Origin of the sequence: Microcoleus sp. Z1_B2 (assembly GCF_036700325.1) — a bacterium.
GTDB lineage: Bacteria > Cyanobacteriota > Cyanobacteriia > Cyanobacteriales > Microcoleaceae > Microcoleus.
The window spans coordinates 1-16,553 of the sequence record NZ_JAUBOQ010000056.1; the positions used below are offsets into that span (position 1 = coordinate 1).

The 16,553-nt window shown below is 43.9% G+C and carries 17 protein-coding genes; 9 read left to right on the forward strand and 8 right to left on the reverse strand.

Annotation, left to right across the window (positions count from 1 at the left end; translation table 11 throughout):
• Positions 1-547: 547 nt before the first annotated feature.
• Both QT984_RS25285 and QT984_RS25290 read right to left on the reverse strand, forming a co-directional pair.
• Positions 548-1,033 carry a VOC family protein gene (locus QT984_RS25285; protein ID WP_333056581.1) on the reverse strand — a complete coding sequence of 162 codons (486 nt, stop codon included), beginning with the start codon at positions 1,031-1,033 and terminating at the stop codon, positions 548-550.
• Between the two features lie 86 nt (positions 1,034-1,119).
• Positions 1,120-2,394: a hypothetical protein gene (locus QT984_RS25290; RefSeq protein ID WP_333056583.1), complete on the reverse strand. Its 1,275-nt coding sequence runs from the start codon at positions 2,392-2,394 to the stop codon at positions 1,120-1,122.
• Positions 2,395-2,599: 205 nt separating this feature from the next.
• Here QT984_RS25290 and QT984_RS25295 point away from each other — a divergent pair, with 205 nt between their 5' ends.
• Together QT984_RS25295 and topA are read left to right on the forward strand one after the other, a co-directional pair.
• Positions 2,600-2,890, forward strand: a complete 291-nt coding sequence (locus QT984_RS25295) for a hypothetical protein (RefSeq protein WP_333056584.1) — start codon at positions 2,600-2,602, stop codon at positions 2,888-2,890.
• Positions 2,891-3,280: 390 nt separating this feature from the next.
• Positions 3,281-6,007, forward strand: coding sequence for a type I DNA topoisomerase (gene topA / locus QT984_RS25300; protein ID WP_333056585.1), 2,727 nt, complete (start codon positions 3,281-3,283; stop codon positions 6,005-6,007).
• Between the two features lie 181 nt (positions 6,008-6,188).
• Here topA and QT984_RS25305 read toward each other — a convergent pair whose 3' ends face one another.
• The 3 genes from QT984_RS25305 to QT984_RS25315 form a co-directional block, all read right to left on the reverse strand.
• The gene (locus QT984_RS25305) at positions 6,189-6,536 is read right to left on the reverse strand and encodes a DUF5615 family PIN-like protein (RefSeq protein ID WP_333056587.1); all 348 of its coding nucleotides are present in this window, start codon (positions 6,534-6,536) and stop codon (positions 6,189-6,191) included.
• A 4-nt stretch (positions 6,537-6,540) separates the two neighbouring features.
• The gene (locus tag QT984_RS25310; RefSeq protein ID WP_333056588.1) at positions 6,541-6,900 is read right to left on the reverse strand and encodes a DUF433 domain-containing protein; all 360 of its coding nucleotides are present in this window, start codon (positions 6,898-6,900) and stop codon (positions 6,541-6,543) included.
• A 62-nt stretch (positions 6,901-6,962) separates the two neighbouring features.
• Complete coding sequence (locus QT984_RS25315) at positions 6,963-7,097, reverse strand: hypothetical protein (RefSeq protein WP_333056589.1); 135 nt, start codon at positions 7,095-7,097, stop codon at positions 6,963-6,965.
• A gap of 71 nt (positions 7,098-7,168) precedes the next feature.
• Here QT984_RS25315 and QT984_RS25320 point away from each other — a divergent pair, with 71 nt between their 5' ends.
• Positions 7,169-7,414: a hypothetical protein gene (locus QT984_RS25320; RefSeq protein ID WP_333233963.1), complete on the forward strand. Its 246-nt coding sequence runs from the start codon at positions 7,169-7,171 to the stop codon at positions 7,412-7,414.
• A 12-nt stretch (positions 7,415-7,426) separates the two neighbouring features.
• Here QT984_RS25320 and QT984_RS25325 read toward each other — a convergent pair whose 3' ends face one another.
• Both QT984_RS25325 and QT984_RS25330 read right to left on the reverse strand, forming a co-directional pair.
• A complete protein-coding gene (locus QT984_RS25325) occupies positions 7,427-7,855 on the reverse strand; it encodes an HNH endonuclease signature motif containing protein (RefSeq protein ID WP_333056593.1) in 429 nt (142 codons plus the stop codon).
• A gap of 5 nt (positions 7,856-7,860) precedes the next feature.
• Positions 7,861-8,232, reverse strand: coding sequence for a hypothetical protein (locus QT984_RS25330; RefSeq protein ID WP_333056595.1), 372 nt, complete (start codon positions 8,230-8,232; stop codon positions 7,861-7,863).
• 519 nt (positions 8,233-8,751) lie between these two features.
• Here QT984_RS25330 and QT984_RS25335 point away from each other — a divergent pair.
• The 4 genes from QT984_RS25335 (at position 8,752) to QT984_RS25350 (ending at position 14,207) form a co-directional block, all read left to right on the forward strand.
• Positions 8,752-9,000, forward strand: a complete 249-nt coding sequence (locus QT984_RS25335; RefSeq protein ID WP_333056597.1) for a hypothetical protein — start codon at positions 8,752-8,754, stop codon at positions 8,998-9,000.
• Between the two features lie 536 nt (positions 9,001-9,536).
• Positions 9,537-10,826, forward strand: a complete 1,290-nt coding sequence (locus QT984_RS25340) for an AAA family ATPase (protein ID WP_333056599.1) — start codon at positions 9,537-9,539, stop codon at positions 10,824-10,826.
• 5 nt (positions 10,827-10,831) lie between these two features.
• On the forward strand, positions 10,832-11,266 hold the full coding sequence (locus QT984_RS25345; RefSeq protein ID WP_333056601.1) for a hypothetical protein: 435 nt from the start codon (positions 10,832-10,834) through the stop codon (positions 11,264-11,266).
• Between the two features lie 466 nt (positions 11,267-11,732).
• Positions 11,733-14,207 carry a phosphoketolase family protein gene (locus QT984_RS25350; RefSeq protein WP_333056603.1) on the forward strand — a complete coding sequence of 825 codons (2,475 nt, stop codon included), beginning with the start codon at positions 11,733-11,735 and terminating at the stop codon, positions 14,205-14,207.
• A gap of 316 nt (positions 14,208-14,523) precedes the next feature.
• On the opposite strand, the gene QT984_RS25355 is transcribed toward QT984_RS25350, so the two are convergent.
• Positions 14,524-14,856: a DUF433 domain-containing protein gene (locus tag QT984_RS25355; RefSeq protein WP_333298318.1), complete on the reverse strand. Its 333-nt coding sequence runs from the start codon at positions 14,854-14,856 to the stop codon at positions 14,524-14,526.
• Between QT984_RS25355 and QT984_RS25360 the strand changes: the two genes are divergently transcribed.
• Together QT984_RS25360 and QT984_RS25365 are read left to right on the forward strand one after the other, a co-directional pair.
• Entirely contained in the window at positions 14,855-15,871 is a 1,017-nt protein-coding gene (locus QT984_RS25360; protein ID WP_333211629.1) for an AAA family ATPase, read from the forward strand. The genes QT984_RS25355 and QT984_RS25360 overlap by 2 nt on opposite strands.
• Positions 15,864-16,550, forward strand: a complete 687-nt coding sequence (locus QT984_RS25365) for a DUF3226 domain-containing protein (protein ID WP_333056606.1) — start codon at positions 15,864-15,866, stop codon at positions 16,548-16,550. Before QT984_RS25360 ends, QT984_RS25365 begins: the two co-directional genes overlap by 8 nt.
• The last annotated feature ends 3 nt before the right edge of the window (positions 16,551-16,553 follow it).

Consider the following 16,553-nt stretch of genomic DNA (forward strand, 5'->3'; position numbering starts at 1 on the left):
TTAGTAATGATAATTAAATAACTACCACTCTTGAAAGTGGGATGGGCGTCCCGCCCGTCAAAAAAGGACGGGCGGGACGCCCATCCCACAATAACAATTAAAATTGTAAGTTATTTAATTCCCGATCCTTACGTCTAAATACAATCAAGAAATAATATCGATTTTTTACTCATATTGCCAAGGATTGTAAAGGAGTAATTATTACTATTCAATAATTAGTAAAAGCTCTCGTGTAAAAAAATAAAAATGGAATATCTGCTGTAGAGGTAAATATTTTTAATAAATTAGATCAAAATGGTCGAAAGGCGGCTGATGATTTGTCAAATACAATGCAAATTATTTTCGAGTAATATTGGTCAAAATGGAATTATCGAGCCGTTCCCCAACAGGAGTAATTCATTAAGTTATTTATTTTTCATGCCCGATCGGCAGAGTATTGATCGAGACCTTTACCAAAGGAATTTTGGAAAAGCATGGGCTCAGTCAAAACATCACTATTTTTTTCTACTGCGATACTCATCGTTTCAGATACAGCATATTCTGTGGTTCATAAAGTACATTGCCAGCTATATTGTGTGGTGTTAATCCTCCGGGTGCGGATCTGCTTCATATTTGATAAAACTTGCATATTGACGGGTATCCGCACCTTAATTGCTACAAAATTGTGTGTACTACATATACATAGAATATGCTGTAAATAAGGTGGACGATATGCCCAACTAGAAAATGCAACTATGTCCTCAGAACCTTTGGCTGGACGCAAACAGATGCCAAACGGACACGCACCATTATTCCGATTTGTCGATCGCTCCCAAAGACGAGTCTGATGAATTGGCTCAGACTTCGCCTCTTCTGGATCGTGAATCCATAACAATTCCAACATTGCGTTATGGAAAAAGAAACAGCGATTGGCTGTACCTTGTCCGCGATGAATGCGAGATGCACCCTCAACTAAACCGAAGGATGATAAACGATTAGCTTCCGAAGCACCAATATCAGTAAGGATGAAAAGATGGTCGAATTCAAATGTCATAAAAGTTATCTGTTAAATTGCATCCAACTACTTTAGTTGTAGGGTGTGTCGCCATGCAAAATCCGTAAAAAAGATCGACAATATCTCTACAAGAATTGTTTGGGATTCCACATAAATTGAGAACGATATCCAATAATTACATTATCGATAAGATTAGAGTTCGTATTTTCTTCGGATACATGGAATCTGCTGTATCCTCGCTGATACCAGCAGACATTCTCTGCTAACAAAGGCTCTGCCGGCTTGCCTCTAACTGCCTCGGGAAAAATTCTATCGACCCATTCCCGAGCAGTCGGTAGGCTCAATTTCCCATCGGTTCCTTTTGGATAAATGACCGCTGCATAGGGAGATTCAAGTTCATTTTTCTGAGGAAACAGCAAGAACAAGTCAATCGTTGATAATTCACCAACCAACTCAACATATCCCAGTTCCGCACCCCGTACATGCAGGCAGTGGTAATAGTATGCAAGATGCCAGGATGCAACTCGAATCATTTCAGGGTCATCATAGTTACCCAATTCAATTAACAGCGGTTCAAGGGCTGCAACTTTGCAGGATTCATCTGTCGCAGCAGCAAGAGCAAGCCCTACACGCCCCATATCAATCAGGCGGCGAACCGCATCAGCATCCCGGCTAAACCGTTCATGGGCATCAAACGCTAAGTTGCAAGGAAAGTAGCAAATATAAGGTTCTGGTTCTGGTGAATTCTCTAAAATATCCAACAACCATTCTTTGGCATCAAAACCTTGTTTCGGAATAGCGCCCCAGAACGCGCCTGCTATCCCTGGGCGATCGAGTTCCTTGTGGTAAATTAACTGCATCATCTCGTCAAGTGGTGGTATTCCAATAATCGCTTGTTGGTTGCGCTCATAATTTTCATCAATATACCATTCCCAATATTCATGTTTTTTGACACTCTTACCATAAAAAATACCAATCTGATAAGCAGTACAAGCCCTAATTAGCAGGTCAGCATCATCTAGCATTTCTAACAATTTTTCTCCTACTTCTTGCCAAGTCGAATCATAAGCACCCAAGAAAAGTTGTGCTGCTAATATCGCCTTTTTTGTAGGAATCTCTCGCTCTTCTGAAGCAGCCAATTGGTATAACCATTCGAGAAGTAAGCGGTTATAAGGTGGTTCTTTTGCCAAGAACTGGAAGCCACAACAAAAATTTTCAAAGATGTTAGGCTTATTTAGAGTTTGGGCTGCGATCGCCTCACAGATAGATTTCATGCGCCTGTCAATCGGTCTTGGCTGGTAATCGTCGCAATTAGATCGTTGCGACTGTTCTATTTCTAGAGCATAGATTAGCTTGTTAATTGCCCTGTCCCAAATCTGCCATTCTTTATGTTCAAGCAAACCAATAAATGTTTCAAAGATTGTATCCCACTCATTTGAGCTGTAGGGAAAATTGAGTGAAATGTCTAACAGTTTAATTGGGTCGCTGTGACTTTGGGGTGAGAAAGTTTCTGGGGTGAATATTTGTTCTCGAATCGATTTAATACTTGGCTGAGAACCCTCTTCTTGAATCATAGCACTCAAAAGTGTTTTTCAGATACTGGCTATGGCTAAGCTAACACAGCCTGACACTGTTGTTACTACTGTCGAGCGCTCCCAAAGCAAGACAAGATACAAATGTTGGGTTTGTGTCGTCAAATATTGTCGCTTAGTGCGTCGCTCGCTCGATTGTCGCTCTTTGTTTGAGGATGGTAGATGGCGACAAACCCTACGAATACGATCGAAGATTTACGCCATCTTGCCTAGTGTTTATAATAACCCCCTCCCAAAATGGTATCAAGAATTAGTCCCACAATATCTGATGTTAGCTTGTGAGCGCGATCGACCCTTTCTGTAAATGCGCTCGACTATTTGACCAATTCTCGATCCCATTTCAAGTCTTTTTTGCAGGGAAACCATCAAATCTTGCCCAATCTTAAATCTAAAACCTAAAATCTACAATTGAGGAACCATCAGCCCGCATCCAGCAGTCTCAACATCCAGTTAGCGACAATTCTGCTAGAGTCAGGTCATCATCCCGTGCATCTTGTAGAGACGCGATTCGCAGCCTCTGCCCCCAAAGCAGTAAAATCCCATCACATTGTCACCTGCCACCCGATCGGCAGTAAGTTAAAAATTAAGGTAGTTTGAAAATAATCGCCCAAAGTTGAAAGAAACCTTGACATCTGACCTAAACTCTCTAACTTAGACCCTCTAGCTGCGCTGCCATCCATATTTAAAAGATGCCATGTCAACCTTAGTCATCGTCGAATCTCCTACCAAAGCCCGCACCATCCGCAACTTCCTGCCCTCCACCTACCGTGTAGAGGCATCGATGGGCCATGTCCGCGACCTACCATCCTCCGCCGAAGAAATACCAGAAGCCGTTAAAGGAGAAAAATGGGCGCAACTGGGCGTAAACGTGGAAGCAGACTTTGAACCCCTCTACGTCATCCCGAAAGATAAAAAGAAAATTGTTAAAGAACTCAAAGACGCCCTCAAAGACGCCACAGAACTGATTCTAGCCACTGACGAAGACCGGGAAGGCGAAAGCATTTCCTGGCATTTGCTGCAAATCCTCAAACCCAAAGTGCCGATCAAGCGGATGGTGTTTCACGAAATCACCCGCGAAGCTATCCGCGATGCTTTGACTCACTGCCGCGATATCGACAATCGAGTTGTACAAGCCCAAGAAACTCGCCGAATTCTCGACAGACTCGTCGGTTACACACTATCTCCGCTACTGTGGAAAAAAATCGCTTGGGGTTTGTCCGCCGGTAGAGTGCAGTCAGTCGCTGTACGCCTGTTGGTGCGCCGGGAACGGGAACGCCGCGCTTTCCGCCAAGGTAGTTACTGGGATTTAAAAGCGCTTTTGGAAAAGGGCAAAATTTCCTTTGATGCCAAACTCGTGACTGTCGGCAATGTAAAAGTTGCAAACGGCAGCGATTTTGATGAAAATACCGGGCAAATTATCGCAGGCCGCCGTGTACTTTTGCTGAACGAAGAACAGGCGCGGGCTTTACTCTCACGCATTCAAAACAAACCTTGGACTGTCAGCAATCTCGAAGAACGGCCAGTCACCCGCAAACCCTCGCCACCGTTTACGACCTCGACTTTGCAGCAGGAAGCTAACCGCAAACTGAGGCTGGGTGCGCGGGAAACCATGCGAATTGCCCAAAGCCTCTACGAACGCGGTTTTATCACCTATATGCGGACGGATTCGGTGCATTTGTCCGAACAGGCTTTAGAAGCGGCGCGCAGTTGCGTCCAAGAACTTTACGGCAGCGAATACCTCAGCCCCCAACCGCGCAAATACACCACGAAAAGCAAAGGCGCCCAGGAAGCCCACGAAGCTATCCGTCCCGCCGGCAGCACTTTTCGGACTCCGCAGCAAACGGGATTGGATGGGATTGATTTCCGCCTCTATGATTTGATTTGGAAGCGGACTGTGGCTTCTCAAATGGCTGATTCTCGCCAAACTCACGTCACTGTATTAACTCAGGTAGAAGATGCCGGTTTCCGTTCCAGCGGCAAACGCATTGATTTTCCAGGCTTTTTGCGCGCCTACGTGGAAGGTTCCGACGATCCGAATGCGGCGCTGGAAGACCAAGAGGTGATTTTGCCGGCGCTGAAGGTGGGGGATAAACCTAATTGTAAGGATTTAGAGGCAGTTGGCCACGAAACTCAACCTCCCGCCCGCTACACGGAAGCTTCTCTGGTCAAAATGCTGGAAAGCGAAGGTGTGGGCCGTCCGAGTACCTATGCGAGTATTATCGGTACAATTGTCGATCGGGGATATGCGAAATTAATAGCTAACGCCCTAATTCCGACATTCACCGCTTTCGCCGTCACGACTTTATTGGAAACACATTTTCCCGATTTAGTAGACACTGGTTTTACTTCCCGAATGGAACAAACCCTCGATGAAATTGCCACCGGCGAGGCGAAATGGCTGCCGTATTTGCAAAAGTTTTATACAGGGGAAACCGGACTCGCAACCCAAGTTAAAGAACAGGAAAGTCAGATTGATGCGAAAGTTGCCCGAACTGTGGTATTGGAGAATATTTCTGCTAAAGTCTGCATCGGCAAATTCGGCGCATACCTGGAATCTGAAAGCGAAGAAGGCCTGGTAAAAGCATCGATTCCGCAAGATTTGACGCCGGCAGATTTAGACCCGGAACAGGTGGAGTTTCTGTTAAAGCAAAAAATGGAAGGCCCGGAAAAATTGGGTCTTCACCCGGAAACCGGGGAACCGATTTATGTGCTGATTGGCAGTTATGGGCCATACGTTCAGTTAGGGGATGTTTCGGAAACGAACAAGAAACCGAAGCGGGCTTCTTTACCGAAGGGGACGGATAAGGATAGCGTGACGGTGGATATGGCGGTGAGTTTGTTGACTTTACCTCGGTTGTTGGGTTCTCACCCGGAGACGGGGGCGAAGGTGCAAGCTAATTTGGGGATGTACGGGCCTTATGTGGTGCATGACCAGGGTAAGGTTGGGAAGGATTATCGATCGATCAAACCGCCGGATGATGTTTTGACGATCGAGCTCGATCGGGCTTTAGAGTTATTATCGCAGCCGAAAGCCGCCCGCGGCCGCAGCAAATCAGCCACACCTTTGAAGGAATTGGGCGCGCATCCAGAGTCGGGAGAATTGATCAATGTTTACGACGGCCGTTATGGGCCCTACGTCAAACACGGCGATATCAATGCTTCTTTGGCTAAGGATGAATCTGTGGAGAATTTCACCTTACAAAAAGCACTGGATTTGTTAGCAGCGAAGGAAGCAGCGGGCGGCGGAAAATCTAGCAGCAAGTCTAAGAAGTCAACCAAGACTACTGCGGCGAAATCGGAAACAGCAACGAAGAAGACGGCGGCGAAGAAAACTACTGCTAAGAAGACGGCGACTGGGGCGAAGAAAACCACGACTAAGAAGGCTGCGACGGCGACTGCGACTAAGAAGAAGACAACGTGATTTTAGTTTAGTTTTCACTGATCGAGAAACCCGGACGGTGTAGGGGCGGTGCGACCCCTACTCCCCGTGCCGCCCGGTTTTTTTGTTGGTAAAATACTGCACAAATTTAGGTTTGTAGTAAGGACTTCAGTCCTTAAAATTCGGCTTGAGTATAGTAGGGCATAAGGTCTCTTGAATTCAATTAAGATATGGACGGCGGCCCTGAGCGATAGACACGAATCACTTTTTTCGTCAATGTCTCAGCAGTAGATATTGCATCATTAATATTAGCAGTCAGTCTAGCAATATCGTCATCTCGCGTGCAGGCAATAATACCACAGTGGTCAGGTTGCAGCTTGTGCAGTTGAAAGAAATCCCGTCGGTTGACGGTCAAAACAGCCCGATTTTCAATGATGGCAAATGCTAATACATCCTCATCCGGTAGTCCAGCATTTCCTGCTTCTTGAACAGTCAGGACATCATGCCCCAAAGACCGCAGGTTTTGCACGACTTGCCGAGGAAATTGTTCGTCTGCGTAGAGACGCGCCATAGGTTTATTTGATATTTTCAGGTGTATCTAATATTTCGTCAGCCTCATCTTGCAGTCTAATTGCTTCCTCAATTTCGTCAGGATAAGCTTCAGCATAAGCCCAAACATTTACCAAATCAGCAGCACTGAGATGGGGATAGCAGTCTAGGATAAAAGCATCGGTAGCGCCGTCATTGCGATAGCTTGCGAGCAACCAAACGGGAATGCGAGTATTGTCAATACAAGCATCGCCGCCCATCACGCCGGGAGTTTTTGTAATAGAGCGTCCCCTGTTTTTGAGACTCTGGGTTAAGATGCTGATTGCCTCAGCTTTCTCCCTTAGCGTTAAGGCCTTGAGTTGCGCTTCTAATTCTGGGATTGTCATAGAGCTTATTTGATTTATGAATTATGTATGTATTTTATATTGTAGGGCGATCGCCATATTAGTTAGGTTTCTTGCAAAACGTTGTGGATTAATTCTGCTGCTAGCTCTAGCTTATCGCGGTGAGTGAGGGCTTCCATGTCAACGGTGACTGCTGAGCGGCGCTTGGATGTGGGTGCGGCTGGGGGTGCCGCGGGCAATTGCAGAGTTTCGTAGAAATAATCGATTCATCATTCTAGGTGTTGGTGGAGGTAAGGAGGTAACAAAATTGATGGGCGATCGCCATTTTTCCCAATCCCGGACAAAAGAGCGATCGCACTTTTTTCAACATCTCGATGAAAGTGCGATCGCTCTTTTTTACATAATTTGCACTTACTCAGTATTAATTTCAGTTAAATTAGTCAGTTTGATATCATTTGCGCGATCGATCGCACCACCCACCCTATCTCTGACCTCGCGCTGGTCTAAAATCTCCTCAGTCGCCAAAAAGGCCATATGTGCGATCGACCATTTGTGACCCTCAAACCTTTTAAGGAGAAATGTCGGTTGGCGGATGCCATCCAGCACTAACCCACTGACGCCTGACAGTAACAGCAATATGATTGTTTAGCTGTAGTGCTGTTACTGTTGCGCGGTCGCAATCTGTAAGTCCAATAATTTCTGTAGCGTCTTCACTCCAAGCAAAATTTTGTGACCATTGTTGAGTGCGCGGATTAAACAACTTAACGTGCTTTTGCGTGACCCGATCGAATGCGTCTGTTTGGGTTCCTTTGTAATTATTGCACAGACTACAAGCCAGCCAGAGATTTTCTTCCTCGTCAGTACCGCCAATCGCTTTAGGAATAATATGGTCAATTTCCAATATTCCCAAAACATACATTTGTAAACTGCGACAATAACCGCACCGATTTTGAGCTTGTGCGCGAACTCTGGCTCTAACTTGTTCAGAAATTGCCATTTTGCTTATCCTTTTAATGGTTCCAGCAAGCCGCGCCGCACAGCTTCATTTAAGGCTTGAGCTTGTCGCAATAGTCGAGTTTCATATATGTGGATTAATTCCTGCAATTCAGCCAGTTCTACAGATGCGATCGTACCGGATTGTTGGCGGTCTAGCAATTCACTCAATCGTTGTTCTTGGAGTGGTTGCAGCCGGAGTTGAGTCTGAGTGATTACTTCTGAATCAGACAGTGCTGATACTGGTTTAGCGGTTGGTAAGAGAAAATTTTCCAGAGTTTCTACTAGAATCTCACTCACGGTGCGGTGGCGTTGCAGCGCTAGCAATTCTGCTTGGTGATAGACTTCATCTGGCAGATTTAGGGTAATTTGGGCGGTCATAGGTGCAAAGCTATGAAACTAATATTTATATTATGCCATATTTTACTTTGAGTATTAGACATCTGCCAAAAAGAAATGAAGCAGGATCTCGCTTGCTAAAAATACGGCGACTGCGACAAAGTAGAAAACCAAGTGAAATTAGTTTAGTTTTCACTCATCCCAGAAACCCGGTTTCTTTATTTGTAAAACACTAGACAAGATGGCAAAAATAGGTTTGTACTTCAATCCTTAAAATTCTCTTCTCTTCCTTTGTGTCATAAACGTCTGCGCGGTTCCATCGCCCCTATTTTTTTTTAGACATCTCAACTCCAACTCTTGTCAAGCCTACCTTTTGGGCTTACTTGTCACCCGTCAGCAAAATCATCCTATTTACTTATTGACAATTGCTCCTCTCTGTTAAATTGTCATGAATCGAACATATAAGGTTAAAAATTGTATCGTAAGCAACAGAAAGTACCCAATCTTTTATGTAGGGCTCTACAATGGACAAAAGAAACAAGATTAAGAGGCGCGATCGCTATGGGTATCAATGAAAATCTAGACTGGGAAGAAGCATTTGAGTACCGAGCGGGCTTAACAGTGGAGTTGAAGTCCCAGCCAGGTGTTTTCGATACGATCGCTTACTATGAAGTGATGATGGTACCGCCCATCTGGTTAGAAAATGACCCCCGTCCCCGCTATCCTCACGAACTGCGAGTGGTTTCCCACCAGCCAACTGTGTCCAATGTTTGCCGGATTTCAGAGTGCCCTGTTTTAGTCGCTTCCTAGATTTTTTCAGCGGAAAATATTGGCGATGGCATCTAGCCAGCAATCAAACCGATGCAGTGATTTTCGGATTGAGATTGCTTTAGTCTACTTTGTGGCGATCGGCTAAGTAGTCGTAGGGTGCGCCGCCATGAACAACCCCTAACGCAGCATATCGACAATCTCACAGATCCGCACTTGTGCGATCGAGAGCCGATGTAAACAAACCCAACACTTATTTTTTAGCCAAACTTTGTAAAAATGGTATTATTTTAGGGTTTAGGTAATTCCTTCCCCTATCAATAACTGGACGTTGGTCTAACATCTCCTCAGCGACCAGAAAGGCGATATGGGCGATCGACTTTCACGAAAAAACTGCGGTAATCCAAAAGTATATTGGTACAAATGGTAGAAATCCATCTTGATATTAATGAGAGTTGTTTGAGGTTTTTCCTAGGGTGACTAATTCGGTTTATTAACACAAAAGTGACAACTTTAACCATAAAAATTAAATTGGTATGTTAAGATGACACAAGCCCTTACCATACTTGATTTCAATTATGGCTGAAAAATTAATAGTTAGAAACTTTGCTGGCATCAAGGATTTAGAGATTGAAATCAAGCGAATAAATATACTTATTGGCCCTCAAGCCAGCGGTAAAAGTGTTTGCGCTAAACTCCTTTTTTATTTTAAGAACTTCGTATGGGAAATTTTATCGGTTGTAAATAATGAGCAGACAAAACGCAATCTAGATTCAAACTATTCCAAGACGTTTGAGGAATATTTTCCTCCTGATAGTTGGGGAAAACAAGATTTTTTCATCAGGTATGAAATTTCCAATTTTTTTATAGAAGTTAGTAGAAAACAGGATACCAAAGGTAGAATTTCCCTCAGCTATTCAGATTTTTTCAAGAAACAATTGGCAGACCTACGCAATTTACTCAAAAAAGCAAGAGAGGAAAGCTCTGAAATAACTTTGAGTAATAATATTATTAATAGTTCATTGTTTGGCCATAAAATTTTAAAAGATCACTTAGTAGAAAGTTTAGGCAGATCCATTGGTCGAGAGGCCGCCTTCAATCAGCTTTTTATTCCTGCTGGTCGCTCATTTTTCGCTAATCTTCAGAGCAATATTTTTTCTTTTCTTTCAAGCAATAATACCTTAGATCCATTTCTAAGATCCTTTGGCTCAACATACGAAACGATAAAAAAATTGCGTATAAAATATAATATTTACCTGGAACATAAATATACAAAAGATATACTAGAGGAAATAAACAGGCTAATAGAGCAGTCTTTATGTGGTAAGCATATACAGGAAAAAGGCAAAGATTTTCTGGAGGTGGCAGATGGAAGACGTATTAGTATTGCGAACTCATCTTCCGGTCAACAGGAAACATTACCTCTGACAATTATCCTAGCTGCACTACCTTTTATAGCTTCCCCTCCAGTGGGTCAGACAGTGTATATTGAGGAGCCGGAAGCGCATTTATTTCCAAGCGCACAGCGTAATATTGTCGAGTTGATCGCTACAGTCTTTAATTCTCGCAAAGAGCAACTTCAATTCTTCATAACTACCCATAGTCCTTATGTCCTGACAGCACTTAATAATCTGCTCCAGGCTGGGCTTCTTTATGAAGAATCCAGCGAAGATATACAACATCAACTAGAAAAGATTGTATCTAGATACAAATCATTAGATGTTGACGATCTCTCAGCCTATGTTTTGAGCAATGGAAAATGCCAGAGTATTGTGTGTCCTGATACTGGGTTGATTGATGCGCGAGTAATTGATTCTGTTTCTGATGAACTAGCTATTGAATTCGATCAACTTCTCAACTTAGTTTGAATTATATGAAAAGTATTCCAGAGTGTGAGGAACATAGATCCGACACCAAGATTGTCTTGCAGGAAAACAAAAGTAAAATAACGTTCCTCAACCCGAATAAAGACGAAATATTAATAATTAAGGTTGATGGCTGCGTTATTAGTGACAATGAGACTTTGCGTTGCGACTATGCACTCATTCCTTCTGATGCAGTAGAAATATATGTAGAGTTGAAAGGAAGCGATATTGCACAGGCGGTTAAACAAATAGAATCAACTATTAATTTACTTTCGGCAAATCCGCAAAAGATTAAGAAGCTATGTTTTGTCGTGTCTACACGTGTGCCAAAACAAACACCAAGTATACAACAGCTACAAAGTCAGTTTAAGAAAAAATTTAATGCTAGTTTCAGAATCAAGAATATTCAAGATGAGTATGATTTAAGTACGTCCACAAGCTAAACTAACGAGAACTTTGATATGACAAACATACAGAACTCTACCTGAAAAGGAGTCAGCAGACAATTCGCCTGCATAAATAAAATTTAATTCACATATAAATCATTACGAGTTCTACCTTGAAAAGTATCTTTTTGGGGACTTGCACAACTTCTCCCACCCGCTGCAGCACATACGCATCAGGTGCCCAGTGAACACTCTCCGCAAGCTCTTGTGTAAATCCTATTTTATATTACTGAATTCCTTGATCCCCGCAAATCTCTATCTTTATTACCTCGATATTGTGCGATGTTTAGCCATAAATTAACATTGATTTAAACTTTTATGGAGACATAAAGGAGCTAGAATTCAATAGTTGGTGTGGAAGACATGGAGTTTAAATACAAAATGTCACAGATAACCAATTAATATCGATCGCACTTCACGATCGCACTTGACAAAACAACCACAACTCAGGAGTCAATCGCTGATGATGCTAGGAACAACCGAGATCCCGCAATTAAAGCCGCTTTCCGACTCAGAACTACACAAAATGAACGCCTACTGGCGGGCGGCAAACTACCTATCCGTCGGACAAATCTATCTCCTCGACAACCCCCTACTCAAAGAACCCCTCAAAATCGAACACGTCAAACCGAGACTCCTCGGACATTGGGGCACTACTCCAGGGCTAAACTTCATCTACGTTCACCTCAACCGCATCATCAAAGCCCAAGACATCAACGCCATCTACATCGCAGGCCCCGGACACGGCGGGCCGGGCTTGGTGGCCAACACCTATCTCGAAGGCACTTACAGCGAATATTACTCGAACATTTCCGAAGATGAAGAGGGTATTAAACGGCTATTCAAACAGTTCTCCTTTCCCGGCGGTATCCCCAGCCACGTCGCCCCGGAAACCCCCGGTTCGATTCACGAAGGCGGCGAACTCGGCTACGCCCTCGTCCACGCTTACGGTGCCGTCTTCGACAATCCCGATTTGATTGTGGCGGCTGTTGTCGGTGACGGGGAAGCCGAAAGCGGCCCCTTGGCTGCTAGCTGGCATTCTAACAAGTTTCTCAACCCGGTTCGCGACGGGGCTGTGTTGCCGATTTTGCACTTGAATGGCTACAAAATTGCCAATCCAACTCTGTTGGCCCGTATTCCGCAGGAGGAATTGGAAAGTTTGATGGTCGGTTATGGCTACAAACCTTATTGGGTGGAAGGTTCAGACCCGGAAACCATGCACCAGTTGATGGCTGCAACTCTCGATACCGCGATCGGCGAAATTAAGGCGATTCAGGAAAAAGCCCGGACAGAGGGCTATTCGGGCCGTCCCCAGTGGCCGATGATTGTGATGAAAACTCCCAAAGGCTGGACGGGGCCCAAGGAAGTTGACGGTAAGAAAACTGAGGATTATTGGCGATCGCACCAAGTCCCACTTTCGGAAATGGCTTCTAAGCCCGGACACGTCCAACTCCTGGAAGATTGGATGAAAAGCTACAAGCCGGAAGAACTCTTCGACGAAAACGGCAAGTTAATTCCCGAATTAGCAGAACTCGCGCCCAAGGGATCTCGGCGTATGGGGGCAAATCCCCACGCTAACGGCGGCCTGCTGCTGCGAGACTTGAAAATGCCGAAATTTGAAGACTACGCCGTTGACGTGCAAAAACCGGGCACTGTAATGGCAGAAGCAACCCGCGTTTCCGGCCGCTTCCTGCGAGACGTGATGACACTGAATCAGGAAAACGCGAATTTCCGTATTGTCGGGCCTGACGAGACGGCCTCAAATCGCCTCGATCCGGTGTTTGAAGTGACGAACCGGGTGTGGGCGGGGGAAATTTTGCCCGAAGACGATCACATCTCCCCCGATGGCCGGGTGATGGAAGTCCTCAGCGAACATCTATGTCAGGGATGGCTGGAAGGCTATTTGCTGACGGGACGCCACGGATTTTTCTCCTGCTACGAGGCGTTTATTCACATCATCGATTCGATGTTCAACCAACACGCCAAGTGGTTGAAAACTACTCGTCACATTCCTTGGCGCCGACCGATCGCATCTCTGAATTACTTACTAACTTCTCACGTTTGGCGACAAGACCACAACGGTTTTTCTCACCAAGATCCGGGTTTTATCGACCACGTAATTAACAAGAAAGCGGAAGTGGTGCGGATTTATTTGCCGCCCGATGCGAATACTTTGCTGTCAGTAACGGATCACTGTCTCCGCAGTCGCCACTATGTCAACGTGATTATTGCAGGGAAGCAGCCGGCATTGCAGTATTTGGATATGGATTCTGCGATTAAACACTGTACCGCCGGCATCGGCATTTGGGAGTGGGCCAGCAACGATAAAGGTGGCGAACCAGATGTGGTGATGGCTTGCGCGGGTGATGTTCCGACGCTGGAAACTTTGGCTGCGGTTGACATTCTCCGCCGAGATTATCCCGATTTAAAAGTGCGGGTGGTGAATGTGGTGGATTTGATGACGCTGCAACCTGCTAGCGAACATCCCCACGGTTTGTCTGACAAGGATTTTGATACTTTGTTCACGAAGGATAAGCCGGTGATTTTTGCTTTTCACGGCTATCCTTGGCTGATTCACCGCTTGACTTATCGCCGGACAAATCACCCGAATATTCACGTTCGGGGTTACAAGGAAGAGGGAACGACTACGACGCCGTTTGATATGGTGGTGATTAATGACCTCGATCGATTCCATTTAGTTGGAGATGTACTCGATCGCGTTCCGAAACTGAGTTCTGTTGCAGCTTACGGCAAACAAGCTATCCGTGACAAGCTGATCGAACACAGGCACTATATCAACGAACACGGCGATGATATGCCGGAAATCCGCGACTGGAAGTGGCCGCACGCGGGCCCGGTTTCGCCGGAACCGCCGAAGGAAACGAAAGATCCGACAACGACAGGAGATCAAACTGTGCGATCGGGTGCTCCTGGGTAGGTGCGATCTCTGTCTGAAAAGAAAGTCCTCAGAAATTGAGGGCTTTTTTTAGTTGTTATGAGAAATCTGTCGTTAGTCCGCGAGTCCGCCAGGGGTTGAAAACCCCTGTCTCATAGCAAAAGTCGGTTGAAACCGACTATCGATTTTAGATTTGAGATGTTAGATTGGGAATTATTGATTTGAGATTGGAGATTTGAGATTTGAAATTAGGAATTAAGTGGTTTATTTAATTGGCGTTTCAGTCCTCTTTTAGAGGACTTTCGCTATGAGACGGGGGTTTTCAACCCCCGGCGGACTTGCGGGTTAATCGATATCTTCATGCTTGTGCCATCTGCGTTAACGAGGCTAGCGCGCGATCGAGTAATACCTCAACTTGGGCGCGAGTTACTCCCGGAAACCATTCGAGAAACTGGTCAATAGAGGCCCCATCTTTAAGGTTCTCGAAAAAGGCGGCAACAGGTACGCGCGTTTCCCGAAATACCCATGCACCACTCACCTTGGTTGGATCGCGTTCAATGACTTCAAAGAGGTCTATATTCTGCATGACGTTCGTTGCTTGTTGCGGCTCAAGTAAAACAACTAAGATAGAATTAATGGTAGCATAAATCAATGGTGATTTAGGATTTGTACATTCAAAAGAGGCGGTCATGCTTAAAGAAATAGAAATCCAAAATTTTAGGTGCTTTGAGCAAATCAAAATTTCTGGATTTGAAAGAGTAAATTTAATCGGCGGTAAAAACAATGCTGGCAAGACAGCCTTGCTAGAAGCAATTTTTCTCAATTTTGCTCCCGATGTTAGTAGTATAGTAATGCTAAGAGAGCTGAGAACAGAGTCATCAGCAGCCCTAGATGCTATGCCAGATAGAGCTTGGAATAACTTATTTTATGCCTTAAAGAAAGAAGATAAAACAATAGTTATTCAGGGAAAGAATGATAATAGCAATGATAATATCGAGCGAGTAGAAATTCAAATAGAAATCAATTTACGTGATTCTGATTTAATTATTAAAACAATAAAAGGTGAAAAAAAAATTAACGAGTTAGTAGAAAGCGTTACTTATAGAAGCTCAATAAGTAATACAAATTTCCTTGTGTACGAAATACCGATCGTTCCTCCTTTTATCAGAATTCCCGGAAGAAAACTCATAGAGTCATTCGATCACGCGCGCTTGGATGATAAAGATAGCGAAGTTTTGAAAGCTTTTCAAATTATTGACCCTACGATCGAATCTGTAGAAAGTTTTTCAATTGGCGAACCCACACTTTACTTAAGAAGAAAGGGCGAAAAGCGTTTGCCTTTATCATTGTTTGGAGATGCAATGAATAGAGTTGCATATATTATTCTTAAATTAGTAAACAATAAACACAAAATACTGCTAATTGATGAAATAGAGAATGGCATTCACTATACAAACCAGCGTAATTTTTGGAGAATTTTGTTTAGGTTGGCGGTGGAACTGGATACCCAGATTTTTGCGACAACTCACAGTTTAGAGATGCTGCAAGCATTTGCTGATGTTGGTTTAGAACCCAATCAGGAATGCAGCAGCGCATATTTTGAACTAGCCAAGAAACCGAAAACCGCTCAAATAATCGGCATCCGGCGCGATTTGGAAACCTTGAATTACGCACTAGAGCATCAAAAAGGAGTGAGAGGTGAGTAATATTGTCATAGTAGAAAGTAAAAACGATGCAATTTTTATGAAGGCTATGGTTGAGAAACTTAACTGCGATATCCAGGTAGAAAAACCTATTTATATAGAGGATTATGAACGTTTGGAAGGCTTGAGCGAAACAAAACTAATTACTACTTTAAAAGCTTTAGAAGCCGACCTTCAAAAAAGAGATATAGAAAAGATTGGGATTATTATTGATATTGATAACTATTCAGAGCCTGAACGGTTACAATGGGTAAATAAATGTATACAACAGGTGTTTGAATCTGAAACTTTGTCAAGCACTAAACAATTTATAGATATTGGTGGAGATAATGGAACAAAGGCAAAATTGGCTTGTTATTTTACAAATGTTGGAGGTAAAGGCGAACTGGAAACGCTTTTAAAGGCAATAAAGGCTAGAGAATCACCTCATGCTGATTGTTTGAATAGCTGGAAAACTTGCATAGAAAGCCAGGGACAGCAAATTAACCAGAAAGATTTTGACAAATTCTGGGTGAGCATCTATCTCAGGTATGATACTTGCTCAAATCAGGAACAGCAACAAGCTGGAAGGAAATGCACTATGTCTGGGTTTGATTATGTTATGAAACACAAAAAAGATATTTGGGATTGGGATAATTCTGCTCTCGATGATTTGAAGGAGTTTTTTAAACTCTTTTGCTAACAT